The sequence below is a fragment of the Pseudomonas sp. MWU13-2105 genome (genome assembly GCF_023242315.1).
GTDB lineage: Bacteria > Pseudomonadota > Gammaproteobacteria > Pseudomonadales > Pseudomonadaceae > Aquipseudomonas.
In genome coordinates this window covers 38538-65344 of record NZ_JALLIY010000019.1, presented here as the reverse complement: position 1 = coordinate 65344, position 26807 = coordinate 38538, and the positions used below count along the sequence as shown (strand labels likewise).

24 protein-coding genes are annotated in these 26807 nt (G+C 62.7%); 9 read left to right on the top strand and 15 right to left on the bottom strand.

Going from position 1 to position 26807, the window contains the following annotated elements; genetic code table 11:
• Nucleotides 1-49 precede the first annotated feature (49 nt).
• The 4 genes from fmt (at nucleotide 50) to M5B96_RS25195 (ending at nucleotide 4178) form a co-directional block, all read left to right on the top strand.
• Nucleotides 50-994: a methionyl-tRNA formyltransferase gene (gene fmt, locus M5B96_RS25210; RefSeq protein ID WP_248799696.1), complete on the top strand. Its 945-nt coding sequence runs from the start codon at nucleotides 50-52 to the stop codon at nucleotides 992-994.
• Nucleotides 991-2301: a 16S rRNA (cytosine(967)-C(5))-methyltransferase RsmB gene (gene rsmB, locus M5B96_RS25205; protein WP_248799695.1), complete on the top strand. Its 1311-nt coding sequence runs from the start codon at nucleotides 991-993 to the stop codon at nucleotides 2299-2301. Before fmt ends, rsmB begins: the two co-directional genes overlap by 4 nt.
• A 22-nt stretch (nucleotides 2302-2323) precedes the next feature.
• Nucleotides 2324-3697: a Trk system potassium transporter TrkA gene (gene trkA, locus M5B96_RS25200; RefSeq protein WP_248799694.1), complete on the top strand. Its 1374-nt coding sequence runs from the start codon at nucleotides 2324-2326 to the stop codon at nucleotides 3695-3697.
• 157 nt (nucleotides 3698-3854) lie between these two features.
• The gene (locus tag M5B96_RS25195; protein WP_248799693.1) at nucleotides 3855-4178 is read left to right on the top strand and encodes a tetratricopeptide repeat protein; all 324 of its coding nucleotides are present in this window, start codon (nucleotides 3855-3857) and stop codon (nucleotides 4176-4178) included.
• Here the strand turns inward: M5B96_RS25195 and M5B96_RS25190 are convergent.
• The 3 genes from M5B96_RS25190 to M5B96_RS25180 form a co-directional block, all read right to left on the bottom strand.
• Nucleotides 4165-4410: a PilZ domain-containing protein gene (locus M5B96_RS25190; RefSeq protein ID WP_248799692.1), complete on the bottom strand. Its 246-nt coding sequence runs from the start codon at nucleotides 4408-4410 to the stop codon at nucleotides 4165-4167. The two genes, M5B96_RS25195 and M5B96_RS25190, sit on opposite strands and share 14 nt — an antisense overlap.
• Before the next feature lie 76 nt (nucleotides 4411-4486).
• Nucleotides 4487-5374 carry a lysophospholipid acyltransferase gene (locus tag M5B96_RS25185; RefSeq protein WP_248799691.1) on the bottom strand — a complete coding sequence of 296 codons (888 nt, stop codon included), beginning with the start codon at nucleotides 5372-5374 and terminating at the stop codon, nucleotides 4487-4489.
• A gap of 38 nt (nucleotides 5375-5412) precedes the next feature.
• On the bottom strand, nucleotides 5413-5976 hold the full coding sequence (locus M5B96_RS25180; RefSeq protein ID WP_248799690.1) for a DNA-3-methyladenine glycosylase I: 564 nt from the start codon (nucleotides 5974-5976) through the stop codon (nucleotides 5413-5415).
• Nucleotides 5977-6057: 81 nt separating this feature from the next.
• Here M5B96_RS25180 and glyQ point away from each other — a divergent pair, with 81 nt between their 5' ends.
• The 4 genes from glyQ to M5B96_RS25160 are packed head-to-tail and all read left to right on the top strand — an operon-like array spanning nucleotide 6058 to nucleotide 10457.
• Nucleotides 6058-7011, top strand: a complete 954-nt coding sequence (gene glyQ, locus M5B96_RS25175; protein ID WP_040062988.1) for a glycine--tRNA ligase subunit alpha — start codon at nucleotides 6058-6060, stop codon at nucleotides 7009-7011.
• Complete coding sequence (glyS, locus tag M5B96_RS25170; RefSeq protein ID WP_248799689.1) at nucleotides 7008-9062, top strand: glycine--tRNA ligase subunit beta; 2055 nt, start codon at nucleotides 7008-7010, stop codon at nucleotides 9060-9062. Before glyQ ends, glyS begins: the two co-directional genes overlap by 4 nt.
• Before the next feature lie 9 nt (nucleotides 9063-9071).
• Nucleotides 9072-9605 carry a D-glycero-beta-D-manno-heptose 1,7-bisphosphate 7-phosphatase gene (gene gmhB, locus M5B96_RS25165; RefSeq protein ID WP_218224739.1) on the top strand — a complete coding sequence of 178 codons (534 nt, stop codon included), beginning with the start codon at nucleotides 9072-9074 and terminating at the stop codon, nucleotides 9603-9605.
• 57 nt (nucleotides 9606-9662) lie between these two features.
• Nucleotides 9663-10457: a lysophospholipid acyltransferase family protein gene (locus M5B96_RS25160; RefSeq protein ID WP_248799688.1), complete on the top strand. Its 795-nt coding sequence runs from the start codon at nucleotides 9663-9665 to the stop codon at nucleotides 10455-10457.
• A 190-nt stretch (nucleotides 10458-10647) separates the two neighbouring features.
• On the opposite strand, the gene M5B96_RS25155 is transcribed toward M5B96_RS25160, so the two are convergent.
• Both M5B96_RS25155 and M5B96_RS25150 read right to left on the bottom strand, forming a co-directional pair.
• Complete coding sequence (locus tag M5B96_RS25155; RefSeq protein WP_248799687.1) at nucleotides 10648-12270, bottom strand: MFS transporter; 1623 nt, start codon at nucleotides 12268-12270, stop codon at nucleotides 10648-10650.
• Nucleotides 12271-12477: 207 nt separating this feature from the next.
• Nucleotides 12478-14127 carry a GMC family oxidoreductase gene (locus tag M5B96_RS25150; protein ID WP_248799686.1) on the bottom strand — a complete coding sequence of 550 codons (1650 nt, stop codon included), beginning with the start codon at nucleotides 14125-14127 and terminating at the stop codon, nucleotides 12478-12480.
• 137 nt (nucleotides 14128-14264) lie between these two features.
• Between M5B96_RS25150 and M5B96_RS25145 the strand changes: the two genes are divergently transcribed.
• Nucleotides 14265-15152: a LysR family transcriptional regulator gene (locus M5B96_RS25145; protein WP_248799685.1), complete on the top strand. Its 888-nt coding sequence runs from the start codon at nucleotides 14265-14267 to the stop codon at nucleotides 15150-15152.
• A gap of 12 nt (nucleotides 15153-15164) precedes the next feature.
• Here the strand turns inward: M5B96_RS25145 and M5B96_RS25140 are convergent, their stop codons facing one another.
• The 10 genes from M5B96_RS25140 to M5B96_RS25095 form a co-directional block, all read right to left on the bottom strand.
• On the bottom strand, nucleotides 15165-16436 hold the full coding sequence (locus tag M5B96_RS25140) for a TerC family protein (RefSeq protein ID WP_248799684.1): 1272 nt from the start codon (nucleotides 16434-16436) through the stop codon (nucleotides 15165-15167).
• A gap of 25 nt (nucleotides 16437-16461) precedes the next feature.
• Complete coding sequence (locus M5B96_RS25135) at nucleotides 16462-17700, bottom strand: NRAMP family divalent metal transporter (RefSeq protein ID WP_248799683.1); 1239 nt, start codon at nucleotides 17698-17700, stop codon at nucleotides 16462-16464.
• Nucleotides 17701-17766: 66 nt separating this feature from the next.
• On the bottom strand, nucleotides 17767-18648 hold the full coding sequence (hflC, locus tag M5B96_RS25130) for a protease modulator HflC (protein ID WP_248799682.1): 882 nt from the start codon (nucleotides 18646-18648) through the stop codon (nucleotides 17767-17769).
• On the bottom strand, nucleotides 18645-19700 hold the full coding sequence (gene hflK, locus M5B96_RS25125) for an FtsH protease activity modulator HflK (RefSeq protein ID WP_248799681.1): 1056 nt from the start codon (nucleotides 19698-19700) through the stop codon (nucleotides 18645-18647). The genes hflC and hflK overlap by 4 nt, the downstream gene beginning before the upstream one ends.
• A 189-nt stretch (nucleotides 19701-19889) precedes the next feature.
• Complete coding sequence (locus M5B96_RS25120; protein ID WP_248799680.1) at nucleotides 19890-20957, bottom strand: protein-glutamate methylesterase/protein-glutamine glutaminase; 1068 nt, start codon at nucleotides 20955-20957, stop codon at nucleotides 19890-19892.
• Nucleotides 20926-21462: a chemotaxis protein CheD gene (locus tag M5B96_RS25115; RefSeq protein ID WP_248799679.1), complete on the bottom strand. Its 537-nt coding sequence runs from the start codon at nucleotides 21460-21462 to the stop codon at nucleotides 20926-20928. The genes M5B96_RS25120 and M5B96_RS25115 overlap by 32 nt, the downstream gene beginning before the upstream one ends.
• Entirely contained in the window at nucleotides 21459-22265 is an 807-nt protein-coding gene (locus tag M5B96_RS25110) for a CheR family methyltransferase (RefSeq protein ID WP_248799678.1), read from the bottom strand. The genes M5B96_RS25115 and M5B96_RS25110 overlap by 4 nt, the downstream gene beginning before the upstream one ends.
• Nucleotides 22266-22287: 22 nt before the next feature.
• A complete protein-coding gene (locus M5B96_RS25105; protein ID WP_248799677.1) occupies nucleotides 22288-22821 on the bottom strand; it encodes a chemotaxis protein CheW in 534 nt (177 codons plus the stop codon).
• 41 nt (nucleotides 22822-22862) lie between these two features.
• Nucleotides 22863-24524: a methyl-accepting chemotaxis protein gene (locus M5B96_RS25100; RefSeq protein ID WP_248799676.1), complete on the bottom strand. Its 1662-nt coding sequence runs from the start codon at nucleotides 24522-24524 to the stop codon at nucleotides 22863-22865.
• Nucleotides 24521-26776 carry a chemotaxis protein CheA gene (locus tag M5B96_RS25095; RefSeq protein WP_248799675.1) on the bottom strand — a complete coding sequence of 752 codons (2256 nt, stop codon included), beginning with the start codon at nucleotides 26774-26776 and terminating at the stop codon, nucleotides 24521-24523. The genes M5B96_RS25100 and M5B96_RS25095 overlap by 4 nt, the downstream gene beginning before the upstream one ends.
• Between the last annotated feature and the right edge of the window lie 31 nt (nucleotides 26777-26807).

Sequence of the window (26807 nt, the reverse complement as noted above, 5' to 3'; positions counted from 1 at the left end):
CCAAAGGCTTGCTGCGGCAAGCCTTTTCTTTTTCAAGCGAGCTTTATTTATGACTGAGCCACTGCGCATCGTCTTCGCCGGCACCCCCGAGTTCGCCGCCGAACACCTCAAGGCCCTGCTCGACAGCCCTTACCAGATCGTCGCGGTCTACACCCAGCCGGATCGGCCGGCGGGCCGTGGGCAGAAGTTGATGCCAAGCCCGGTCAAGCAGCTCGCGCTGGAGCATGGCATCGCCGTCCTGCAGCCGCCGACCCTGCGCAACGCCGAGGCCCAGGCCGAACTGGCGGCGCTCAAGCCGGACCTGATGGTGGTGGTCGCCTACGGCCTGATCCTGCCGCAGGTGGTGCTGGATATCCCGCGCCTGGGCTGTATCAACAGCCACGCCTCGCTGCTGCCGCGCTGGCGCGGTGCCGCGCCGATCCAGCGCGCGGTGGAAGCCGGCGATCGCGAAAGCGGCGTGACCGTGATGCGCATGGAAGCAGGGCTCGACACCGGGCCGATGCTGCTCAAGAGCGTCACCCCGATCGGCACCGAAGATACTGGCGGCACCTTGCACGACCGCCTCGCCGAACTCGGCCCGCCCGCCGTGCTCCAGGCCATCGCCGGTCTCGCCGCCGGGACCCTGGACGGCGAAGTCCAGGATGACAGCCTCGCCACCTACGCCCACAAGCTGAACAAGGACGAGGCGCGCATCGACTGGAACCGCCCGGCGGTCGAGCTGGAGCGACTGATCCGCGCCTTCAATCCCTGGCCGGTCTGCCACAGCAGCCTCGATGGCGAAACCCTGAAAGTGCTGGCCGGCGGCGTGGCCGAAGGCAAGGGCGCGCCAGGTGAAATCCTCGCCGCCAGCAAGGAGGGCCTGATCGTCGCCACCGGCGCCGGTGCCCTGTGCCTGACCCGCCTGCAACTGCCCGGCGGCAAGGCGCTGAACTTCAGCGACCTGTTCAACAGCCGCCGCGAGAAATTCGCCCTCGGTACGGTGCTCGGCCAATGAACCCGCGTCTGGCCGCCGCCAAGGCACTCGCCGCCGTCCTCAACGGCAAGGCTTCGCTCAACAGCTCGCTGCCGCTGCAACTGGACAAGGTCGAGGCGCGCGATCGCGGCCTGACCCAGGACCTGGCGTTCGGCACCGCGCGTTGGCAGCCACGCCTTTCGGCACTGGCGGCCAAGCTGCTGCAAAAACCCTTCAAGGCTGCCGACGCCGACGTCGAAGCCTTGCTGCTGGTCGGCCTCTATCAACTGCTCTACACTCGCATACCGGCCCACGCCGCCATCGGCGAGACCGTCGGTTGCGCCGAGAAACTGAAAAAACCCTGGGCCAAGGCCTTGCTCAATGCCGTGCTGCGCCGCGCGCAGCGGGAAAGTGAAGCGCTGCTGGCCGAACTGGAACACGACCCGGTGGTGCGTACCGCGCATCCGCGCTGGCTGCAGAAATCCCTCAAGGCCTTCTGGCCGGAACAATGGGAAGCCATCTGCGCGGCGAACAATGCCCACCCGCCGATGATCCTGCGGGTCAATCGCCGCCATCACCCGCGCGATGCCTACCTCAAGCTGCTCGGCGATGCCGGGGTCAGCGCCCACGCCTGCGTCTACAGCCCGGACGGCATCGTCCTGGAAGAGGCTTGCGATGTGCGCAACCTGCCCGGCTTCAATGAAGGCTGGATCAGCGTCCAGGACGAAGCCGCGCAACTGGCCGCCGACCTGCTCGACCTGGCGCCGGGCCATCGGGTGCTCGACGCCTGCTGCGCCCCCGGCGGCAAAACCTGCCATATCCTCGAAGTCCAGCCGCAACTGGCCGGTGTGGTCGCCGTGGACCTGGAGGCCAAGCGCCTGGTGCGGGTGCGCGAGAACCTCGAGCGCCTCGGCCTGGACGCCGAACTGATCGCCGCCGACGGTCGTGATACCGCAGCCTGGTGGGATGGCAAGCCGTTCCAGCGCATCCTGCTCGACGCACCGTGCTCGGCCACCGGCGTGATCCGTCGTCATCCGGACATCAAGCTGACCCGCCAGCCCGACGACATTGCCGCCCTGGCCACCTTGCAAGGCGAACTGCTGGACGCGATGTGGACGACCCTGGAAGTCGGCGGCATCCTGCTCTACGCCACCTGTTCGACCCTGCCGACCGAGAACACCGAAGTGATCGCGGCCTTCCTGGCCCGCACAGCCGGCGCCCGCGAGCTGGACATCGCCGGGGCCTTCGGCATCAAGCAGCCCCACGGTCGCCAGCTGCTCGCCCAGCAGGGCGGACACGACGGTTTCTACTACGCCAAACTGATCAAGATCGCCGCCGCGCGCGGCTGAGCCGGGACAACGGAGCGCCCCGATGAAAATCATCATCCTCGGTGCCGGGCAGGTCGGCGGCACGCTGGCCGAGCACCTGGCCAGCGAAGCCAACGACATTACCGTGGTCGACACCGACGGCGAGCGCCTGCGCGACCTTGGCGACCGCCTGGATATCCGCACCGTACAGGGCCGCGCCTCGTTTCCGACGATCCTGCGCCAGGCCGGCGCGGATGACGCCGACATGCTGGTGGCGGTGACCAACAGCGACGAAACCAACATGGTCGCCTGCCAGGTCGCCCACACCCTGTTCCACACCCCGACCAAGATCGCCCGGGTCCGTGAAGCGGCCTATCTGACCCGCGCCGGGCTGTTCGACAACGACGCGATCCCGGTGGATGTGCTGATCAGCCCGGAGCAGGTGGTCACCCACTACATCAAGCGCCTGATCGAACACCCGGGGGCCTTGCAGGTGATCGACTTCGCCGAGGGCAAGGCCCAGTTGGTGGCGGTCAAGGCCTACTACGGCGGGCCGCTGGTGGGCCAGCAACTGCGCCAGTTACGCGAGCGCATGCCCAACGTCGACACCCGGGTGGCGGCGATCTTCCGCCGCGACCGGCCGATCATGCCTCGTGGCGACACGGTGATCGAAGCCGACGACGAAGTATTTTTCATCGCCGCCAAGGCGCATATCCGTGCGGTGATGGGGGAAATGCGCCGCCTCGACGAAAGCTACAAGCGCATCGTCATTGCCGGCGGCGGGCAGATCGGCGAACGGCTGGCCGAAGCCATCGAAAGCCGCTACCAGGTCAAGATCATCGAGAAGAACCCGGCGCGCTGCCGGCACCTCTCGGACACCCTGGACAGCACCGTGGTGCTACTGGGCAGCGCTTCGGACCGCGACCTGCTGCTGGAAGAGAACATCGCCGACACCGATGTGTTCCTGGCCCTGACCAACGACGATGAAGCCAACATCATGTCGTCGCTGCTGGCCAAGCGCCTCGGGGCGAAGAAGGTCATGACCCTGATCAACAACCCGGCCTATGTCGACCTGGTCCAGGGCGGCGAGATCGATATCGCCATCAGCCCGCAGCTGGCGACCATCGGCACCTTGCTGACCCATGTCCGCCGGGGCGATATAGTCAGCGTGCATTCCCTCAGGCGCGGGGCAGCGGAGGCCATCGAGGCGATTGCCCATGGCGACGCGAAGTCGAGCAAGGTGGTGGGCCGGGCCATCGCCGATATCGCCTTGCCGCCGGGGGCGACCATTGGCGCGATCATTCGTGATGAAGAGGTCCTGATCGCCCACGACGCCACCGTGATCCAGGCCGGCGACCATGTCATCCTGTTCCTTGTGGATAAAAAACAGATCCGCGATGTGGAAAAGCTGTTTCATGTCGGCCTGAGCTTTTTCTGACCTGTGGCGAGGGGGCTTGCCCCCGTTCGGCTGCGAAGCAGTCGTAAATCCACTCACCTCGTTTTCACTGATACAGCGGAGTGGCCGATCTTAGGGCCGCTTCGCAGCCCGACGGGGGCAAGCCCCCTCGCCACAATTGCCGTATCGAGGGATCGCCATGCTCGAATCACTGGAAAAAATGCTCGCCAAGGGTGTGGATAACTCACTGCTGCGCTTCGGCCTCGGCAAGGGCTACCTGGACCTTGGGGAAAACGCCAAGGCCGCAGAACACCTGCAACGCTGCGTCGGCTTCGACCCGAAATACTCCGCCGCCTGGAAACTGCTGGGCAAGGCGCATCAGGCCGCCGGCGACAACGCCGCCGCCAAAGAGGCCTGGGAACAGGGTCTGGAGGCCGCGCGCGGGCATGGCGACAAGCAGGCGGAAAAGGAAATGACGGTGTTTCTGAAAAAGCTGGAAAAGGCCGCGCTCAAAGATCGATGAAGCGCAGGCCGATGCCGTCGGCGTCGACCCGCACCACTTCCATGCGAATCCGCGGCGCCACCGCCGGCAACCCCTGCACCTGGCCATAGACCACCGCGCCGGCGGTCAAGCGCGACAAACTCGGGTGCGTCACATACACACCCTGGCTCGACAGGTTGCGCGTCTGTCCCAGGCACTCGCCGATGCTGGGGTGCTGGATCTTTATACGCAGAGAATTATTGTTATCGGACATCTGTGGCGTCCTTGAAGGGTGCATCTGTGGATAAGTCAGCAGCGCAGATTTATCCACAGATCATGCCAATCTCGTTTCAATACCAGCGTTTCTCACCCGCCGGCCGCCTGCGAAAGCGCTTCATGCTCCACATGTACTGGTCCGGATAAGCCCGCACATAACGCGCCACCACCTGGCTCATGGCGGCCACGGAGGTCTCTGTATCGGTGCTGTACATGGCCTCGGGCGCGGCTTCGAGGATCACCTTGAAGCCCGAACCGTCCGGCAGCCGCAGCGCATGCAGGAACACGCCGACCGCCTTGCCGCCGGCGAGCATATTGGGCACGAACTTGCTGGTCAGCGCCGTGGTGCCGAGGAACGGCACGAATATTCCGGCGGATTCGGCCGGTTCCGGGTCGGCGGGAATGCCCACCGCACCACCTTTGCGCACTTCCTTGATGACGCTGAGGATGCCTTCCTTGGTCGAGGCGGCGACCCGGTTGCCCAACTGCACCCGCTGCTTGCGCAACAACTCGTCGACCGCCTTGAGCTTGGGCGGGCGGTAGAAAATGATCGGTTTGCACTGGCTGCAATAGAAGTGATTGAGCACTTCCCAGTTGCCTAGGTGGCTGGTGATGCCGACCACGCCCTTGCCCGAGGCCAGGGCCTCCTTGAGGATGTCCAGGCCCTCGACTTCACGGACCCGCTCCATCGAGCGCTGGGCCGGCCAGATCCAGGCGCAGGCACTTTCGGTAAAGGACTTGCCGATGCCCATCAGGCTGCGGCCGACCAACTGCTCGCGGGCCTCCGAGTCGAGTTCCGGAAAACACTTCGCCAGGTTGATCCGCACCACTTCGCGGGAACGGTTGGGCAGCTTCCACATCATCCAGCCGATGGCCGCGCCCACCCGCTGCACCGCGCACCAGGGCAGCAGCGCAAACAACCGCAACGCCCCCACCAGCATGGCGCCTTTAAACTTGTCCACAGGCCACTCCTGTCGTGATCGAGCTTGTTGTCAGCCGGCTATTGTAACCGTGGCGTGGCCAATGTGGCGTAACGATCACAATCGATGGTGTGGTCCATGACCATGCCCGAGGCCTGCATGAGGGCGTAGCAGATGGTCGGGCCGACGAATTTGAAGCCGAGTTTCTTCAGCGCCTTGCTCATCGCCTCGGCCTCGGGCGTGAGGGCCGGGACCTCGCCGCGGACCTTGAAGTGATTGATCATCTGCACGCCGCCGACAAAGGACCAGAGCAGCGCCACCGGGTCCTCCAGCGTCAGCCAGACCTGGGCATTGCGCCTTGCGGCATTGAGTTTCAGGCGATTGCGAATGATTCCGGGGTCGAGCATCAGTTGCTCGATATCGGCATCGCTCAGGGCCGCGACTTTGCCCACATCGAAGCCGAACAGGACCTTCCGGTAGTGCTCGCGTTTCTTCAGGATGGTGATCCACGACAAACCGGCTTGGAACCCTTCGAGCAAAAGCAACTCGAACAGACGCTGCCCATCGCGCAGCGGCACGCCCCACTCCTGATCGTGATAGGCCATGTACAAAGGATCGTCGTTGCACCAAAAGCAGCGTGGCATAAGGCTCCAGGGGGCGTGCGCACGGCCGAATCGGGTATACTCCCGCCTTTTGAATCGCAGCCCAAGTAACAGGTGAATTTCGTGAGCCAGCCTACGCCAGCCGTGCGTACCTTCCAAGACTTGATCCTCGCCCTCCAGCAATACTGGGCCGAGCAAGGTTGTGTGGTACTTCAGCCCTACGATATGGAAGTAGGCGCCGGCACCTTTCATACCGCCACGTTCCTGCGCGCCATCGGCCCGGAAACCTGGAACGCCGCCTACGTACAGCCCAGCCGCCGCCCGACTGATGGCCGCTACGGCGAAAACCCGAACCGCTTGCAGCATTACTACCAGTTCCAGGTGGTCCTCAAGCCGAACCCGGACAACTTCCAGGAGCTGTACCTGGGCTCGCTCAAGCGTGTCGGCCTCGACCCACTGGTGCACGACATCCGTTTCGTCGAGGACAACTGGGAATCGCCGACCCTCGGCGCCTGGGGCCTGGGCTGGGAAGTCTGGCTCAACGGCATGGAAGTCACCCAGTTCACCTACTTCCAGCAGGCCGGCGGCATCGAGTGCTACCCGGTCACCGGCGAGATCACCTACGGTCTCGAGCGCCTGGCGATGTACCTGCAGGGCGTCGACTCGGTCTACGACCTGGTCTGGGCCGACGGTCCGTTCGGCAAAGTGACCTACGGCGACGTGTTCCACCAGAACGAAGTGGAGCAGTCGACCTACAACTTCGAACACGCCAACGTCGAGAAGCTGTTCGAACTCTTCGATTTCTATGAAAGCGAAGCTAAGCGCCTGATCGAGCTGGACCAGCCGCTGCCGTTGCCAAGCTATGAAATGGTCCTCAAGGCCTCGCACACCTTCAACCTGCTGGATGCCCGCCGGGCGATCTCGGTCACCGCGCGCCAGCAGTACATCCTGCGGGTCCGCACCCTGGCCCGTTCGGTGGCCCAGGCCTACCTGATGGCCCGGGCCAAGCTGGGCTTCCCGATGGCGACCCCGGATTTGCGTGACGAAGTGTTGGCTAAGTTGGAGGCAGCACAATGAGTGCTCAAGATTTTCTGGTTGAACTGGGCACGGAAGAACTGCCACCCAAGGCCCTCAATACCCTGGCCGAGGCCTTTCTCGCCGGTATCGAAAAAGGCCTGCAAAACGCCGGCCTGAGCTTCGAAAGCAAACAGGTCTACGCCGCGCCGCGGCGTCTGGCGGTATTGCTGACCCAGCTGCAAACCCAGCAGCCGGACCGCAGCATCAACCTCGACGGCCCGCCACGCCAGGCGGCCTTCGACGCCGAAGGCAACCCGACCCAGGCCGCCCTGGGTTTTGCCAAGAAGTGCGGCGTGGAGCTGAGCGAAATCGACCAGAGCGGACCGAAACTGCGCTACACCCAAAGCATCCAGGGCAAGCCGACCGCCAGCCTGTTGCCGACCATCGTCGAGGATTCGCTGAACGACCTGCCGATTCCCAAGCGCATGCGCTGGGCCGCGCGCAAGGAAGAGTTCGTGCGTCCGACCCAGTGGCTGGTGATGCTGCTCGGTGACCAGGTCATCGACTGCACCATCCTCGCCCAGAAAGCCGGTCGCGACTCTCGCGGTCACCGCTTCCACCACCCGGACAGCGTGCGCATCACCTCGCCGGCCAACTACCTGAGCGACCTGCGCGGCGCCTATGTACTGGCCGACGCCAACGAGCGGCGCGAGCTGATCAGCCAACGCACCACCGAGCTGGCGACCCAGCAGGAAGGCACGGCGATCATGCCGGCGGACCTGCTCGACGAAGTCACCGCCCTGGTCGAATGGCCGGTGCCGCTGGTGTGCTCTTTCGAGGAGCGTTTCCTCGACGTGCCCCAGGAAGCCCTGATCACCACCATGCAGGACAACCAGAAGTACTTCTGCCTGCTGGACGTCGACGGCAAGCTGCTACCGCGCTTCATCACCGTCGCCAACATCGAGAGCAAGGACCCGCAACAGATCATCGCCGGTAACGAGAAAGTCGTGCGCCCGCGCCTGACCGACGCCGAGTTCTTCTTCAAGCAGGACAAGAAGCAGAAGCTCGAGCAGTTCAACCTGCGTCTGCAGAACGTGGTGTTCCAGGAGAAACTCGGCAGCGTCTACGACAAGGCCGAGCGCGTCTCCAAGCTGGCCGCGTTCATCGCCCCGCGCATCGGCGGCGACGCCCAGCGCGCGGCCCGCGCCGGCCTGTTGTCGAAATGCGACCTGGCCACCGAAATGGTCGGCGAGTTCCCGGAGATGCAAGGTGTCGCCGGTTACTACTACGCCCTCAATGACGGCGAGCCGGAAGATGTCGCCCTGGCCCTGAACGAACAGTACATGCCGCGCGGCGCCGGCGCCGAACTGCCAAGCACCCTGACCGGTGCGGCGGTGGCGATTGCCGACAAGCTCGACACCCTGGTCGGGATCTTCGGTATCGGCATGCTGCCGACCGGCAGCAAGGACCCCTATGCCCTGCGCCGCGCCGCCCTCGGCGTGTTGCGCATCCTGATCGACAAGCAGCTGGACCTCGACCTGATCGAAACCGTGGCCTTCGCGGTCAAGGCCTTCGGTGCCCGGGTCAAGGCCGCCGGCCTGGCCGACCAGGTGCTGGAGTTCATTTTCGACCGCCTGCGCGCCCGTTATGAAGACGAAGGCGTCGACGTCGCGACCTACCTGTCGGTGCGCGCGCTCAAGCCGGGTTCGGCACTGGACTTCGACCAACGCGTACAAGCCGTGCAGAAGTTCCGCCAGTTGCCGGAAGCGGCTGCCCTGGCGGCGGTGAACAAGCGTGTGTCGAACCTGCTGAGCAAGGCCGAAGGCAGCATCCCGAGCACCGTCGAAGCCAAGTACTTCGACAACGCCAACGAGTTCTCGCTGTACTCGGCGATCCAGCAGGCGGACCAGGCGGTGCAGCCGATGGCCGCGGCACGCCAGTACAACGAATCGCTGGCCCGCCTGGCCGCCCTGCGCGAGCCGGTGGACGCGTTCTTCGAAGCGGTGATGGTGAATGCCGAGGACGCCAAGGTCCGCGCCAACCGTTATGCCCTGCTGGCGCGTCTGCGAGGCCTGTTCCTGGGTGTCGCCGATATTTCGCTGCTGGGCTGAGGGCGCGTCTTGAAGCTGCTGATTCTCGATCGGGACGGGGTGATCAACCAGGACTCCGACGCCTACATCAAGTCGGTGGAGGAATGGATTCCACTCCCCGGCGCGATCGAAGCCATCGCGCAGTTGAGCAGGGCCGGCTGGACGGTGGCGGTGGCCACCAACCAGTCCGGCATTGCTCGCGGCTACTACGACATCGCCACCCTGGAAGCCATGCACGAGCGCCTGCGTTCGCTGGTGGCGCAACAGGGCGGCGAACTCGGGCTGGTGGTGTATTGCCCGCACGGGCCGGATGAGGGTTGCGCCTGCCGCAAACCCAAGCCCGGCATGTTGCGCACCATCGCCGAACATTATGGAGTGTCGTTGGCTAGGCTATGGTTTGTCGGCGACAGCCTCGGTGACTTGGAGGCGGCGCGGGCCGTCGACTGTCAGCCTGTTTTGGTAAAAACCGGTAAAGGCGAAAAGACACTGGGTAAAACCCTACCGGTGGGTACCCTGGTTTTTGACGATCTGGCGGCGGTTGCCGCAGAACTTATCCACAACTGAAGCTCTTCTGACCTCCTGACCAAGGACTGTTCGGGAAGCGCTTTTTATAGGCGGGCAATGCCCGCAACGGTAAATGCCGCTATGTCGATCCTGCAGGCCATCAGAACCTTTTTCTTTTACCTGCTGCTGGGCACCAGTTCGCTGTTGTGGTGCTCGCTGAGCTTTTTTATCGCGCCGTTCCTGCCGTTCAAGGCACGTTATCGCTTTATCAACGTGTACTGGTGCCGTTGTGCCCTGTGGCTGAGCAAGGTATTCCTGGGCATCACGGTCGAAATCAAGGGCGCGGAGAATGTACCCGAACGTCCTTGCGTGATTCTGTCGAATCACCAGAGCACCTGGGAAACCTTCTTCCTCTCGGCCTATTTCTCGCCCCTGAGCCAGGTGCTCAAGCGTGAGTTGCTGTATGTGCCGTTCTTCGGCTGGGCGATGGCCATGCTGCGGCCGATCGCCATCGACCGGGATAACCCGAAGGCAGCGCTCAAGCATGTGGCGAAGAAGGGCGACGAGTTGCTCAAGGACAATGTCTGGGTGCTGATCTTCCCCGAAGGTACCCGTGTGCCGCTCGGCACGGTCGGCAAGTTTTCCCGGGGCGGCACGGCACTGGCGGTGAACGCCGATCTGCCGGTGCTGCCGATTGCCCACAACGCCGGCAAGTTCTGGCCGAAGACCGGCTGGTTGAAGAAACCCGGGACCATCACGGTGGTGATCGGTGCGCCGATGATGGCCGAAGGCAGCGGGCCACGGGCGATTGCCGAGCTCAATGACCGGGTCCAGGCCTGGAACGAGCAGACCCAGCGAGACATGGGTTCGTTGCCGCCGGCACCGGCGATGGAGACGCCTGTCGTGGTTTGACGCAATTGTGGATAACTTGTGCACAAGATTTGGATTTCTTTCATAAAAATGACGTAAGCGCATGATTTTATTGCTTATTTATTTGTATGACTTTCCACTGTAAATCGTGCATAAGTTTTTTCGAGCGATAAAAAAACCGGCTTTAATGCCGGTTTTTCAAAACGAAATATGATTTCCGTGGCAACCGGTCTCAGGCCTTGTCCAGATCCACGCCCTTGGTCTCCTTCAGGCAGAACAACCCCACCACCAGGCTGACCCCGGTCACCAGCACCGGATACCACAGGCCATAGAAGATATCCCCGGTGTAGACCACCAGCGCAAAGGACACCGTGGGCAGGAACCCGCCGAACCAGCCGTTGCCGATATGGTAGGGCAGCGACATGGAGGTGTAGCGGATCCGCGTCGGGAACAGCTCGACCATCACCGCCGCCAGCGGACCATAGGTCATGGTGGCAATCAGAATCAGCAAGACGATCAGCAGCACCACCATCGGTTCGTTCACCGCCGCGCTATCGGCCTTGGCCGGGTAGCCCGCCGCCGTGATCGCCGCGCGCATCGCCGCCTCGTCAAAGCCGCTGATCTTCTGTTCACCCACCGAGACCATCACGTCCGTTCCAGGCGCCGCGGCCTGCGAGCTATAGGGCAGGCCCTGCTTGACCAGGAAGGTCTTGACCTTGTCGCACGGGCTGTCGAAACGCGCCTTGCCCACCGGGTCGAACTGGAAGGTACAGCTCGCCGGATCGGCCAGCACCACGATCGGCGCCTGGCGGCTGGCCGCGTCGATCTGCGGATTGGCGTAATGGCTGAGGGCCTTGAACAGCGGGAAATAGCACAGCGTTGCCAGCAGCAGGCCGAGCATCAGGATCGGCTTGCGCCCGACCTTGTCCGACAGCCAGCCGAACAGTACGAAAAACGGCGCGCCGATCACCACGCTGATGATCAGCAGGCTATTGGCCTGGGTCGGGTCCATCTTGAGCATCTGGGTCATGAAGAACAGCACGTAGAACTGTGCGGTGTAGAAGGTCACCGCCTGCCCGGCGTTGATGCTGAAGAGGGCGGTCAGAACGATCTTCAGGTTCGACCAGGAACCGAAGGACTCACGGATCGGCGAGCGGCTGACCTTGCCTTGCGCCTTCATTTTCACGAAGGCCGGCGACTCGTGCATGCTCAGGCGGATCCAGGTGGAAATCGCCAGCAGGAAGATCGACAGCAGGAACGGCAGGCGCCAGCCCCAGACTTCGAACTGGTCGCCGCTGATATAACGACTGGCGAGCACCACCAGCAGGGACAGGAGCAGGCCCAGGGTCGCGGTGGATTGAATCCAGCCGGTATACGAACCACGTTTGCCGGTCGGCGCGTGCTCCGCCACGTAAGTCGCGGCGCCGCCGTATTCACCGCCCAGCGCCAGGCCCTGGAGCATGCGCAACAGGACCAGGATGATCGGCGCGGCGATGCCGATGCTGGTGTAGGTCGGCAACAGGCCGACGGCAAAGGTGGAAAGACCCATCAGGATGATGGTCATGAGGAAGGTGTATTTGCGCCCGATCATATCCCCCAGGCGCCCGAATACCAGGGCGCCGAAAGGCCGGACCAGGAAGCCCGCGGCAAAGGCCATGAGGGCGAAGATAAACGCCGTGGTGTCGTTGACCCCTGCAAAGAACTGCTTGCTGATCACCGCCGCCAGGGCGCCATAGAGAAAAAAGTCATACCACTCGAAAACCGTCCCGAGGGATGACGCAAAAATGATCTTTCGTTCTTCCTTGCCAGTGCTCGCGGTTGCACGCATGCGCTGTTGCTCGATGTAGTCCGACATTTGCCATGTCCTCGGCCCTGGGGGCCACAGTGATTATTGTTGTTGTTCCACTGTGGATTCCGGCTGACTGCCACCGGAATCCGCTCTTGCACTATTGACGCGATCTACCGGCCCGACGCCGTCCCCTTGTCGGGACGCCGCATCGCAGCGATGAAGCCCGTGAGACTTGTATTGATCTTACGGACGCCATCGCTGGCAAGCCGGCTCCTACAAGGGGGCCAGGATTTCCTCCGTTCGTAAGTCATGAATGGCCGGGGCATCCTCCAGAATCATCTGCGCCGCCTTCTCGGCAATCATCACCGTCGGCGAACAGGTATTGCCGGAGACGATGTCCGGCATGATCGACGCATCGGCGACCCGCAACCCCGGGACACCGTGCACCCGCAGCCGGGCATCCACCACATCCAGCGCGCCGCTGCCCATCCGGCAGGTACCCACCGGGTGAAAGATCGTCGTGCCGATCCGCGCGGCCGCCTCATGCAACTGTTCTTCGGTTTGCAACGCCGCCCCGGGCAGATATTCCTCGGGTTTGAAAACCCGCAGGGCAGGAGAGTCGACAATGCGCCGGGTCAACCGGATCGCCTCGGCCGCGACTTTCAGATCCTCTGGATCGCTCAGGTAATTCGGATCGATCAACGGCGCCACGTCCGGATCGGCCGAGCGAATATCGATCCGCCCCCGGCTCAGCGGCCGCAGGTTGCACACCGAAGCGGTAAAGGCCGGGAACCTATGCAACGGCTCGCCGAAGCGCTCCAGCGACAAGGGCTGTACGTGGTACTGCAAATTGGCCGAGGCCTGCTCCGCCGAAGACTTCACGAACGCGCCCAACTGGCTGGGGGCCATGGCCAACGGACCACTGCGGTCGTAGAGATAACGCAGGCCCATGCCGACTTTGCCCCACAGGCTGTTGGCGACCTGGTTGAGAGTGCGGGCATTGCTGAGTTTGTAGATCAGGCGCAATTGCAGATGATCCTGCAAATTGCCGCCGACACCCGGCAGTTCGTGACGCAGCGCGATGCCGAGGGTTTCCAGCAAGGGCCGCGGGCCGATGCCCGAACGTTGGAGAATGCCGGGGGAACCGACCGAACCGGCGCACAAAACGATCTCGCGCCGCACGTTGAACACATGTTCCTCGCCCTGCCAACGGGCGACGACGGCACTGGCACGGCCATTTTCCAGGTTCACCCGGTCAACCTGGACACCGGTCAGGATCGTCAGGTTGGGCCGTTTGAGGATTGGCCGCAGGAAAGCTTTCGACGAGTTCCAGCGCACGCCGGAACGCTGGTTGACCTGAAAGTATCCACAGCCCTGGTTATCGCCGGTGTTGAAATCGCTGACGCTGGCAATGCCGTTTTCAGCGGCGGCAGCGCGGAAGGCGTCGAGGATCGGCCAGGAGTAGCGTTGCTGCTCGACGCGCCACTCGCCCTGGTCGTTATGGAATTCGCTGGCGCCGCCAAAGTGGTTTTCGCTGCGCTTGAACAGCGCCAGGACATCGTTCCAGGCCCAACCCGGATTGCCCTGGGCGGCCCAGCGATCATAGTCGCCGGCCTGGCCACGCATATAGATCATGCCATTGATCGACGAGCTGCCGCCCAGCACCTTGCCGCGCGGGTAGCCAAGGTTGCGACCTTGCAGGCCGGGTTGCGCTTCGGTCTTGAAGCACCAGTCGGTGCGCGGATTGCCGATGCAGTACAGATAACCCACCGGGACATGAATCCACGGGTAATTATCCTGGCCGCCGGCTTCGAGCAGCAGCACATGGTTCTGCGGATCGGCAGACAGCCGATTGGCCAGCACACAGCCGGCGGGCCCGGCGCCGACTATCACGTAGTCATAGGGCAGGTGGGCGGATGACATAGGCAACCTCGCCGTTTTTATTGTTCTTGTCTCCCTTCATGTTATTGATTAGTTTCGAGATGAAAACCTTCGTTTTTGCGCAAGAGCTGTGCGTTTTCAAGCAAGGCCGTGAACCCCGTGATGCACAAGGAAGCCCCATGTTCGACTGGAACGACCTGCGTTTTTTTCTTGAGCTGCAGCGCAGCGGACGCCTGCTGACCGCGGCCAAGCGCCTGAACACCACCCACAGCACCGTGGCCCGGCATATCGAGACCATCGAGCAGAGCCTGGGCACCGCGCTGTTTGTCCAGCATGCCCAGGGCTACGAGCTGACGCCCTCGGGCCAGGCCCTGCTCAAGCATGCCGAGGCCATGGAAAACGTCGCCTTGCTGGCCCAGGAAGAAATCACCCAGGCCATCGCGCCCCTGGGCAAGATCCGCCTGGGGGTGACCGAAGGGATCGGCATCATGTTCCTCACCACCCGCATGGGCAGCCTCTACGAACGTTACCCGGGGCTGGAAGTGGAACTGGTGGCGGTACCGCGTTTCGTCAGCATCCTCAACCGCGAGGCGGAAATCAGTATCCACCTCGACCGGCCGAATGCCGACCTGTTGATCACTCGCAAGCTGACCGACTACCGCCTGGCGCTGTATGCCAGCCCGGACTACCTCGCCCGGGCGCCGGCCTTGCAGCATCGCGACGACTTGTCGCAACACAATTGGATCGGCTACGTCGACGACCTGCTGTTCAGCGAGGAGCTGCTGTTCCTCAACAACTTCTGCCGCACGCCGAATGTGATTTTCCGCAGCACCAGCGTGATTGCCCAGCAACAGGCGGCGCGGGCCGGGCTGGGGATTGCGGTGTTGCCCAACTACATGGCCAAGGATGATCCACAGTTGGTACGAGTATTACCGGAGGAAACCATCCAACGCAGCTACTGGATCAGCACCCGACGGGAGCTGCACAAGTCAGTGCGCTTACGGGTGGTATGGGATTTTCTGCTGGCATTGTGTGCGAGTGAACAGGGTGTGTTGCTGGCACCGTGAAACTATCGACCCTCAGCTTTTCTTGTAACACTCCATTTGCGAAAAGCTGCCTCCATTGATACGGATGGAGGTGGCGTCGTCATTGGTTATTTCCTGGGGCGGTGTAAAGCCGAGCATCGACGATGCCCGGGTCGCATTGATCCATTCCAGCCGGCCCTTGAGCAGGGCGCCGTCGAGCGAACCGGCACTGCTGCGAATACGCACGGTGTCCTTGCCATGCTGGTAGAAAAAGATGAACGGCCCATTGAAGCCGGGGCACTCGTAACTGCTCAACAACCTGGGCGTCGGCATGTAGCCGCTGTTGATGATGCCGACATAGATCACCGAATAACCGATATACGCCAGCACCGGTACCGCTGCCAACGACCCGGCCCAGTACCATCGACGCTTGCGCTTCGATTCGTCTGGCAAAGGCTCGACAGGGGAGTTATCCACAGGCGGCAAGACCGTCTCGGGAGACAGTAGCTCGGCGGATACAGGCTCGTGAACCTCAGGGATATCCTCCGCTACCGCGACCACCCGAACCACGCGGGTCGGCAGCGGGTCGGCGAGCACCGGCGCCTCCATGTGGGCAGGGCGCAAAACCGGCTCGGGCCTGGGCAGCAAACGCAGGTTACGCTGGATGATCCGGCTTTCCACCAGTACGAAAATCGCACAGGCCAGGGGCATCGCCAGCCCCAGGCCCGGTGCCTGGGTCGCCACCCAATCGGCAATCAGCGGGTCGGACATGCCGATATCCCCGGCGACCCAACCCAACAAGGCACCGCCCGCCGGGATCAACCAGGGATAACGCTTGAACAACCCAGTCACAAACAAACTGCCGTACATCAGCATCGGGATGCTCAGCAGCAGCCCCAGCACCAGAATCCCCAGGTTGTCCTGGGCCACAGCGGCCAGGGCCACCACATTGTCCAGGCTCATGGTCAGGTCGGCGAAGACGATCAGTCCGATCACCGACCAGAGCGTCGACCCCGAATGTTGCGGCAAGTGTTCGGCGTCTTCATCCGCCACCAGCAACTTGATCGCGATCACCACCAGCGCGACCATGCCCAACAGTTTCAGGCAGGGCACCTTGAGCAACAGGCTGATCACCGTGGTGAACAGGATCCGCAACACCACCGCCACGCCCATCCCGGCGAACAGCGCCTGGCGCATCTGCCGGGCCGGCAGGTGACGGCAGGCCAGGGCGATGACCACGGCGTTGTCGCCGCTCAGCAGCAGGTCGAGCAGAAATACCTGCAACGTCAGGTTGATGCCCTGCATCCCGGTATCCAAGCCGATCATCTTGCCGCTCCCGCAACCATCGTCATCAATTCAACAATCCTCCCACACCACAGAACAGCCCGGTCAGGGAGGCAACCCCGAACACCAGGCCCACCACCCGCGCATACCCGCCCCGCAACCTGAAGGTCCCGGTCAACTGCGTACGGGCCAACCAATAGAGGAGTCCCAGCACGGCCGGCAGCAACAGCGCATTGACCACTCCGGTGAAAATCGACAGTTCGACCAGATTGACCCCGGAACCCACCAACACCCCAGCCCCCAGCAGCATCGCGCCGAATGCCGCGTAGAACCCGGGGGCGTCGGCGGGGCGCTGCTCCAGCGAATGCCGGCGGCCGGTGGCCTCGCCGACACCCCAGGCCACGGTCAGGCAGACCACGATGATGGCCACCAGCGCGCCCCCGGCCAACCCCATCGCAAAGACCCCGCGCCCGACCGTCTGGCCCAGGGAAGCGGTAAAGGCATCGGCCAGTTGCGGCACGCTGGTCAAGATGAAGGAAGCGTCGGAGCGGTTGAAACACGCTGCCGCGGCAACCACCACGGCCGCCGTGAGAATCTGGCAGAGAGTCGCACCGAGGAAGGTTTCGACGCGTGCCGCTTTCAGGTGCCGGACGCCCAGGCCTTTGTCGATCAACGCCGACTGTTGGTAGAACACCGTCCACGGCATGACGCTGGTGCCCAGGTTGGCAGCTACCAGGTAGAGATAGGCGTGGTCGTGGAGCGGCATCTGGTACCACTGCGCCGCAATCTGCCGGGAATCGGGGTGAGCATTCCAGGCCACGGCGATAAAAGCCAGGCCGAACAGGCCAAGGCAGATCGCAATACGTTCGACACCCTTGTAGGAACCGGTGCAGACCATCGCGAAAATCAGCACCAGCAGCACGCCGATGGTCTCCCACAACGGTACGCCGAACAATTCGCCGACCCCGGCCAACCCGCTCAACTCGGTCACCAGGGCGCCAAAGCAACTGAGCACCAACGTCGCCAGGGACAACAACGCAATACCGCGCCCGAACCGCTGGCGCACCAGTTCACCAAAGCCCTTGCCCGTGCCAAGCCCCAGGCGGATCGAGAGCTCTTGCGCGGTATACAGCAGGGGAATGATGAGGAACTGCAGCAATAGCAGCCGATAGCCCCATTGCGCGCCACTCTGCGCGGCGGTGATCACGCTGCCGGCCTCGGTATCCGCCAGCATCACCACCAGCCCCGGGCCGACGGCGGCAGCCATCAAGCGCAGTCGGCTCGAGCGGATTGAAACGCTTGGCATCATGTCTGTTCCCGACTCATGGCGTGCGTAGATGGCGAAAATCCCGTTCAGTGACCCGGCTGGGCGTCAGGGTCGGCCATTCACCTGCGGGCCACTTTTGAAATCCTTGAGGAACGCCGTATCCGGTGACAGCACCAGGGTCGGCGCGGACTCGGACAAGGACTGCCGATAGGTCTGCAAGCTGCGGTAAAGCTTGTAGAACTCGGGGTCCTTGTCGAATGCCTGGGAAGAAATCCGGTTGGCCAGGGCATCGGCTTCGCCACGGGTGATGCGGCTTTGCCGTTGCGCTTCGGAGATCAGCACCGCCCGTTCGCGCTCGGCGTTGGCCTGGATCTGTTGCGCCCACTCGAAGCCCTGGGCACGCAGCTCCTTGGCCTCGCGCTGGCGCTCGGACTTCATCCGGTCATAGATGGCCTGGCTGGTTTCGAACGGCAGGTCGGCACGATGGAAACGCACCTCGGTGACCTCAATGCCCAGGGGCCTGGCCTTCTCCACCACCTCGTTCTGGATATGCTCGACGATCTTCGGCCGCTCGGCGGACAACAGTGACTTGAGCATGACCTGCCCCAGTTCGCGGCGCAGCGATGAGCTGACCAACTGGGCCAGTTGCGCATTGGCCTGGTCCACCGTGCGCAGGGCCTGATAGAAACGCAACGGATCGACGATGCGATATCGCGCATAGGTTTCCACTTCCAGGCGCTTCTGGTCGCCGAGGATCACCTGCTCGGAAGGCGGTGCCAGGGTCAGGATGCGGGTGTCGTAATAGATGACGGTGTCGATCAGCGGCACCTTGAGTTTCAGTCCCGGCGTACGCACCGGCGCGGTCGGCGCGCCGAGCCGGACCACCAGGGCCTGCTGCGCTTCATCGACGGTATACAGCGAGGCACCGAGGGTCCACAGGGCAACCAGCACCAGGATCACCAGGGCTACACGAATCGGTGGTTTCATCGGGTCTGCTCCTTGGCCGGGCGCTTGTCCTGTTCTGACAGCGGCATATAGGGCACCACGCCCGAAACGCCTTTGCCGGAGGTATCGATGATCACCTTGGAGGCCCTTTTCAGCACTTCATCAGTGCTTTCCATGTACAGGCGCCAGCTGGTCACGTCCTTGGCCTGTGCATAACTTTCGTACACCGCCAGGAAACTTTTCGCATCACCTTCGGCCAGATTGACCGCCTGGGCCTTGTAGGCCTCGGCTTCCTGGTTGATATGCGACGCTTCGCCCCGGGCCCGCGGAAGAATGTCGTTGGCGTAGGACTCGGCCTCGTTGCGCGCGCGCTCCTGGTCGGCCCGGGCCCGCTGCACATCGTTGAAGGCATCGATCACCGCCGGTGGCGGATCGACACGCTGCAACTGGATCTGGGTGATCAATACACCGGCCTTTTCATCGTCGAGCAGGCCTTGCAACAAGGTCTTGGTTTCCTCGGCGATCTCCTGGCGCTTGTCCGACAGGGCGGCCTGGATCGGCGTGCGTCCGATCACTTCACGCAGGGCACTTTCGGCGGCCAGCTTGATGGCGAATTCGGGCTTGTCCATGCTGAACAGAAACTGCCCGGCGTCCTTGATCCGCCAGAACACCGCGCAATCGGCCTCGACGATATTCTCGTCACCGGTAAGCATCTGCTTGTCGCGGGACAGGCTGCTGTCGTTCAGGCCGAGCGCGGGACCGTGCCCCAGTTGCAACTGGTTGACCGTGGTGACCTTGGGCAGCAGCACCGTTTCGATGGGGAAGGGCAGATGGTAGTGCAGGCCGGCCTCGGTGGTGTCGACCCATTTGCCGAAGCGCAGGACAATGCCTTGTTCGTCGGGCTGGACCTTGTAGATGCCGCCGACGATCCAGACAAACGCCAGCAACCCGGCCAGCAGTGCCAGACCTTTGCCTTGCAGCCCCGTGAGGGCCACGAAACGATTGGCCCGCAAGCCCATCGAACGGGCTTGTTGGCCCAGTGTCGCGGAAGAGCTTTCCGGTTCCAGGGGGGTCAAGGGTTGCGGGTCGGACATGGTCTTATCCTGGAGGACGGCTTGCCGGAAGGCACTGATCGGATTTTTTATTACCGCATATTTCTGGACATCATACAGCCGAGGCCTGAACCCCTCCTGACTTGGCGCAATGATTGAGATTTCGGCGAGGCAAATGTGCTGACTGGGAAATATTCGCAGCAATAGACCTGAAGCCGGGGCGAACGCGCGCTACTTACCCAGTACCGCCAAATGTATGTCCTGCAGGGCCAGGACACGTTTGGCCGCGCCCAGTTTTATCGCTTCCTTGGGCATGCCGAACACCACGCAACTGGCCTCGTCCTGGGCCACGGTCGCGGCGCCCGCGTCGGCCATTTCCTTGAGGCCACGGGCACCATCGTCGCCCATGCCGGTCATGATGATGCCGGTGGCGTTCTTTCCGGCGAACTTGGCCACCGAGCGAAAGAGCACATCCACCGATGGACGATGGCGATTGACCAGCGGGCCGTCCGCCACCTGCACATGGTAGTAGGCGCCGTTACGCACCAGCATCATGTGCTTGCCGCCTGGGGCAATCAGCGCCAGGCCCGGTAGTACCCGATCATTGTTTTGTGCCTCACGGACCTCAATCTGCGACAGCCCGTTGAGGCGCTGGGCAAAGGAGGCGGTGAATTTCTCCGGCATATGCTGGACGATGACGATCCCCGGACAGACTCTCGGCAACACGGTAAGCAGCGCCTCCAGCGCCTGGGTCCCGCCCGTGGAGGTGCCGATGGCAACGATGCGCTCGGTGGTCTGGGCCATTGCGTGGCTACCGGCCGCCGACAACATCGCATCGGCGCTCAGCTTGCTGGCGACCTCAAGACGCGGCGCGGCGGCGCGCTGGGTGAGGTTCTTCAGATTGGCACCGGCCGCGCCGCGCACGGCACCGAGCAGATGAGCGGCGGACTCGAGCAGGAAGTGCTTCACACCGCCCTGGGGCTTGGTGATGATATCCACCGCCCCGGCCGCGAGCGCCTGCAAGGTGGTCTCAGCGCCGCGTTCGGTCAGCGAGGAGCAGATGACCACCGGGGTCGGGCGCTCGGCCATGATTTTTTTCAGGAAGGTGATGCCGTCCATGCGCGGCATTTCCACGTCCAGCACAATCACGTCCGGCCAGGCCCTGGCCATTTTGTCCATGGCGAAGATCGGGTCGGCGGCGACCGTCACCTCGATATCCGGTGCCTGGTCGAGAATCGCCATCAGTACCTGCCGGACCACGGCGGAGTCATCGACCAGCAGAACGCTTATTTTTTTCATGACTGCCTTCCAGCGTTTGCAAAGAGAGATGCCGGACCCAGACATCACCGGTGCGGGTGTCGAAGATCAGGCTGCGATGCCCGGTTCCCCCCAGGTCCATGGCACATGGCGCCAATTGCAGACGCGCCGCGATCGCCGTGACGGCCGCGCGGTTCAGGCTGGCAATATCAGCGGCGGCGTAATCGCGCGACTGTTCGGGAAACATCTCCCCACCGCCGAACAACTTCAGTTGATACTCGCTGGCCTCGCTCTGATAGCCATGAATGTTCTGTATCAGCCACTCGAAGGCTTCATCGACATAGCTGCCGTCCAGGGTCACGCCGCGCTGTCGACGGCTCGGCAGCAGGCAATGGGATATCCCCCCCAGCTTGCGCAGCGGATGCCAGACAATCATCGAAACACACGACCCCAACAGGGTATGGATACGCGCGGGACTGTTGCGAAAGCACAGGCTCCCGGGCGCCAGGTAGATTTCCTCGACGTCCATGGCAATGGCGGCCTTCATGGCTTTTGATAGATGGAAGGGGCCACCAGCTTGAACGCGTCGCTGACGCCGTGCAGGCTTTCCGAGTGGCTGATGATGAAATAACCGCCATGCCGGAGAAACGGCAAGAGGCGGTTGACCACTTTGCGTTTGGTCTCCTGATCGAAGTAGATCATCACGTTGCGCAGGAAAATGATCTCGAACTCCCCCAGTGGTGGCAGGTTGTCGTTCAGGTTGACCTGTATGAAACTGACACGCTGGCGCAAGGCCTTGTCGATCAGGAAAGTGCCGGCCTGCTGGCCGATGCCCTTGAGGCAATAGCGGCTCAAAAACGCTGACGGCAGGTTGCTCGCCCGTTCCATCGGATAGTGCCCGCTACGGGCCTTGGCCAGTACCTGGGTGCTGATATCCGAGCCGATCACTTCCCAGGGCGTACTGCCCAGGCCCTCGGCCAGGGTCATGGCCAGGCTGTAGGGTTCTTCGCCCGACGAACTGGCCGCGCTCCAGACCCGGAAGGTCTTTCCCGGCGTGGCGCGGGGCAACACCTGTTGACGCAGAAAGTCGAAGTGCTTGGGTTCGCGAAAGAAGTACGTCTCATTGGTGGTCAACAGGTCGAGGGCCACCTGCAGCTCATCCTTGTTCTCCTTGCCCATGATCAGTTTGAAATAGGCGCCATAGCTCTCCAGTTCGTGGTGCTTGAGGCGCTTGAACAGACGCCCGGCGACCAGGGCCTTTTTCGCGGGTGACAGGCTGATGCCCGCCGCGCCGTAGAGCCAGGCCTGGAACTGGGTGAATTCGCGATCCTCGAGCGTGATACCGTTCAACCTGCGCCTCCTTCTTCGCTACTCACTGCACCTGCTGAGGGTGGCTGTCACCGATCTCCGCCAACTGCGACATCTCGTCCACGGACAACACCCGATCAACCTGCAGGACAATGACGAACTTGCCTTCGACCTTGGCCATGCCGCTGATGAAATCGGCGCGAATGCGCGCGCCGAAGCTCGGCGGCGGCGCGATCTCGACCGCCGGGATTTCCAGGACTTCGGACACGGTGTCGACCAGCAAACCGATATCCTGGGCCTGGCCGTCGTCGCCGCTGGCCTCGATGATCACCACGCAACTGCGCCGGGTTACGCTCGAACACTGCTGCCCGAAGCGCGCGCCCAGGTCCACCACCGGCACCACGGCACCGCGCAGGTTGATCACGCCACGGATGAAGGCGGGCATCATCGGTACTGGCGTGACGTGGCCGTACTCGATGATTTCCTTGATCCCCAGGATCCCGATGGCGAACATTTCGCCGCCCAGCAGGAACGTCAGGTACTGCGCCTCCTGCATTGGCACCGCGACCGCTTGGCGGGTAGTCGTTAATGCACCCATGTTGCTCTCCTGCATGAAAAGGGTCCGCGTCCAGGCGTCGCTCAGAACCGGGTGAACTCGCTTTCGTCGGGACCGACGGCCTGGGCGAAACTCTTGTGCAGGGCCGGTTGCGGCGCCCGCATGAGCGTCCGCGACACACCACCCGCCGCGCGCGATTTACCTTGCGCCAGGTTCACGCTCGCATTGGCCGCCTCCAGCGTGAAAAAGCTCATCGCCTGCTGCAACTGTTCAGCCTGGCCGCTCATCTCTTCGGCCGTGGCGGCCAACTCTTCGCTGCTCGAAGCGTTCTGCTGGGTGACCTGGTTGAGCTGGTTCATCGCGGTATTGATCTGCGCCACGCCAGCCGCCTGTTCTTCGGAGGCCGCGGTGATCTCCTGGACCAGATCGGAGGTCTTGTTGATCGAGGGCACCATTTCGTTCAGCAAATGCCCGGCCCGCTCAGCCATTTCAACACTGCTGGTGGACAGCTCGCCGATCTCCTGCGCGGCCACCTGGCTGCGTTCGGCCAACTTGCGCACTTCGGCCGCCACCACCGCGAAGCCCTTGCCATGTTCCCCGGCACGCGCCGCTTCAATGGCCGCGTTCAAGGCCAGCAGATTGGTCTGGTAGGCAATGTCGTCGATGATGCTGATGCGCTGGGCAATCTTCTTCATGGCCTGGACGGTCTGCTGCACGGAGTCGCCGCCATCGGTGGCTTCCTTGGCCGCCTTGCTCGCCATGCCGTCGGTGATCTTGGCGTTCTCGGTGTTCTGGTTGATGCTGGCGCTCATCTGCTCGACGGAGGCACTGGTCTCTTCGACACTGGCCGCCTGTTCGCTGGTGGCCTGGCTCATGGACTGGGCCGTGGCGCTGACTTCCTCGGACGCGCTGGCCAGATTGTCGGCGGCGGTGCGCACTTCACCAATAATCTGCGACAGCTTGCCGACCATGGTCTGCATGGCCGTGAGCACCTGACCGGTCTCATCCTTGGAACCTGATGCGATGGTTACCGCCAGATTGCCCTCCGCCAACTGTCCGGCAACACCGGCCGCGATTTTCAGCGGATTGGCAATGATCCGCGAAATGAACAACGCCAGGGCGATGCCGATGAGCAAGGCCACGATCACCGCGGCCATGATCGATATCCGTCCATTGGTGTAGATCTCGTTACCCCGTTGATTGGCGGCCGTCGCCCCAGTGTCGTTGAGTTCGATTATTTTCAGCAGATCGGCGGATATCAATTCGAAGGTTCGCTTCGAGTCCCCCCTGAGAACAGCCATGGCTTGCTCCCGCCCACCTTCCTGTCGGGATTCGGCGAACATTTTCTTGCTGCTGGCCAGGTAGTTCTCCCAGTCGTTCTTGAACGTATCGAACAGCGCTTGTTCCGCAGGGCCGGAGATCAGCCCCTCCTTTTCATAGCGGGCAATACGGGTGTCGACGTCCTTACGGGCGTCAGCGACCTCTTGTTCATACTGGGACTGTTCCGCCGGGCCTTCGGCCAGCAGATAACGGATCTCCTTGATCCGATAGTTGGCGACAAAAAACCGAATGCCCGAGGAAAGGCGCACGGAGGGCAACCAGTTATCGCGCATGTCGGTGGCCGTCTGGTTGACCTGGCCCAGTTGAATGACAGCAAATGCTCCCATCAGCGCCATCAGGACCAACACCAGCAGAAACGAAGCGATGAGCTTGGTTGCTATTCTCAGATCGTAGAACCATTTCATTGAAGAGCCCCTCCATGTGCGATGTGGTTGGCTGAGTTGCCAGGTTTGCTATCGGTCAAGGAATAAACAGTGGCCTGCCGGGTTTCACGTTGGACCAGTTCTCCCAGCAACGCGGGAACATCAAGAATCAGCGCGACCTCGCCGCTGCCCAGGATGGTGGAGCCACTGATGCCGCGCAGCGCATTGAACAGCTTGCCAAGGGGTTTGATGACCGTCTGGAACTCGCCCAGCAGCTCATCGACCACCAGCCCGGCCTTTTGCTCGGCACAACGCACCACCACCACGTTTTCGCGGCGAACGCTGTGCCCCGCATGACTGAAATGATCACGCAGACGTACCAGCGGCAGTACCTCGCCGCGTAGGTCCAGGTGGTTGTTTCCCGACATGTCCTGACGCTGCAGGGCATTCAATTCAATGCATTCCTGGACCATTTCCAGCGGCACCACATAGTGGATCTGGCCGATGCCCACGAGGAATCCGTTGATGATCGCCAGGGTCAACGGCAGGCGGATACGAATGATCGTGCCCTGGCCGGGTTGGCTATCCAGATCAACCGTGCCGCGCAACAGCGTGATGTTGCGCTTGACCACATCCATGCCCACGCCACGCCCGGACAGATTGGTCACCGCTTCGGCGGTGGAAAAGCCCGCTTCGAAAATCAGGTTGTAGATCTCCTGGTCCGTCAGGTTCGCCCCGACAGGGACCAGGCCGCGCTCAACGGCTTTTTGCAGGATCCGATCCCGATTGAGGCCCGCACCATCGTCGGCAATCTCCAGCACGATGCTGCCCGAGTCGTGAAAGGCGTTGAGCTGCAGGCGCCCCTTGGCGGGCTTGCCGGCGGCCTCGCGGACCGACGGCGATTCGATGCCGTGATCCATCGCATTGCGCAACAGGTGCATCAGCGGGTCGCCGATTTTCTCCACCACGGTCTTGTCCAGTTCGGTGTCGGCACCGCTGATCAGCAGCTCGATGTCCTTGCCCAGCTCCTGGCTGACATCCCGCACCACCCGGCGGAAGCGGTTGAATGTATCGCCGATGGGGATCATCCGCAGGTGCAGCGCACCATCGAGGATTTCCTCCACCAGTCCCGACACCACCGAAGTGGACTCCTGCAACGGGCCGCTCGGGCTGCTGCGCGCCAGCAGGTTGGCCCCGGCGCTGGCGATGACCAACTCGCCGACCAGGTTGATCAACTCGTCCAGCTTGTCGGCATTGACCCGGACAAACCGGGCCTCGACCGCCGTAGCCTGGGGCTGCTCGCGCTGCCGGCCCTGTTTTTCCAAGGCGGACTGCACCACGGCGGCTTCGACCACGCGCTGTTCAATCAGGATCTCGCCCAGTGGCATGGCCGGTGTCCCGGTCGACTCCGCATGCTCGCGCTGGGTGCGCAAACCGTCTTCCAGCTCCTTGGCCGTCAGCGCGCCACATCGGGTCAGGATCTCCCCCAGCCGTGCCGGCCCTTCAGGAAGCGCCTCGATCAGGCGCAGGTATTCTTCCATTCGACTGTGGGGCGCGAGGATATGAATCTGGCAGTCGTCGCGCACAAAATCGAAAGCTTCGGCAATGGTTTCACGGCTGGCATCCGAGTCCAGATCGATCTCGAACCCCAGGTGGCAGCTCTTGGCGTCAAACCGCTCCAGGGCGGGCAGGGTATCAGCGAGGGTGACCACATGGACGATCTCGCCCAGGGTATTCAGGTAACGAAGAAAGGACAGCGGGTCCATGCCATTGCGAAACACATCGGCCCCGAACCGCAGGGAGATGTGCCAATAGCCGGAACTGACCGAGTCCTGGCCGGGTACCGGCTGGGCCACCGGAATCTCGGGCAAGACCGGCACGACAGACGTCGCCCGCACGGCCTGGTAGTTGTGCAAGCCCTGCCGCAGCAGCGCCTCTCGCTCCAGGGCGATGTCGCTCAACGCCTCGCCGGCACCGGCGACGACATCGACCAGCTCGAGCATATGGTCGGCGCTTCTGAGCAACAGAGCGATCAGCTCGGCATCCACCTGGATGGCGCCCTCGCGCAAGCGATCGAGCACATCTTCGACGATATGGGTAAAACCGACGATGGGACTCAAGCCGAACAGTCCGGCAGAGCCCTTGATGGTGTGCGCCGCACGGAAAATTGCACCGATGGCGTCGCTGTCGTCTGGTTCGGACTCCAGCTGTAACAACGACGACTCCATGTCCTGGAGCAGCTCACGTGCTTCCACGATGAAGGTCTGCTGTGCCTGGTCGAGATTGATGGTCACGATAGAGTCCCTTTTATCGCCCCGGGGTCAG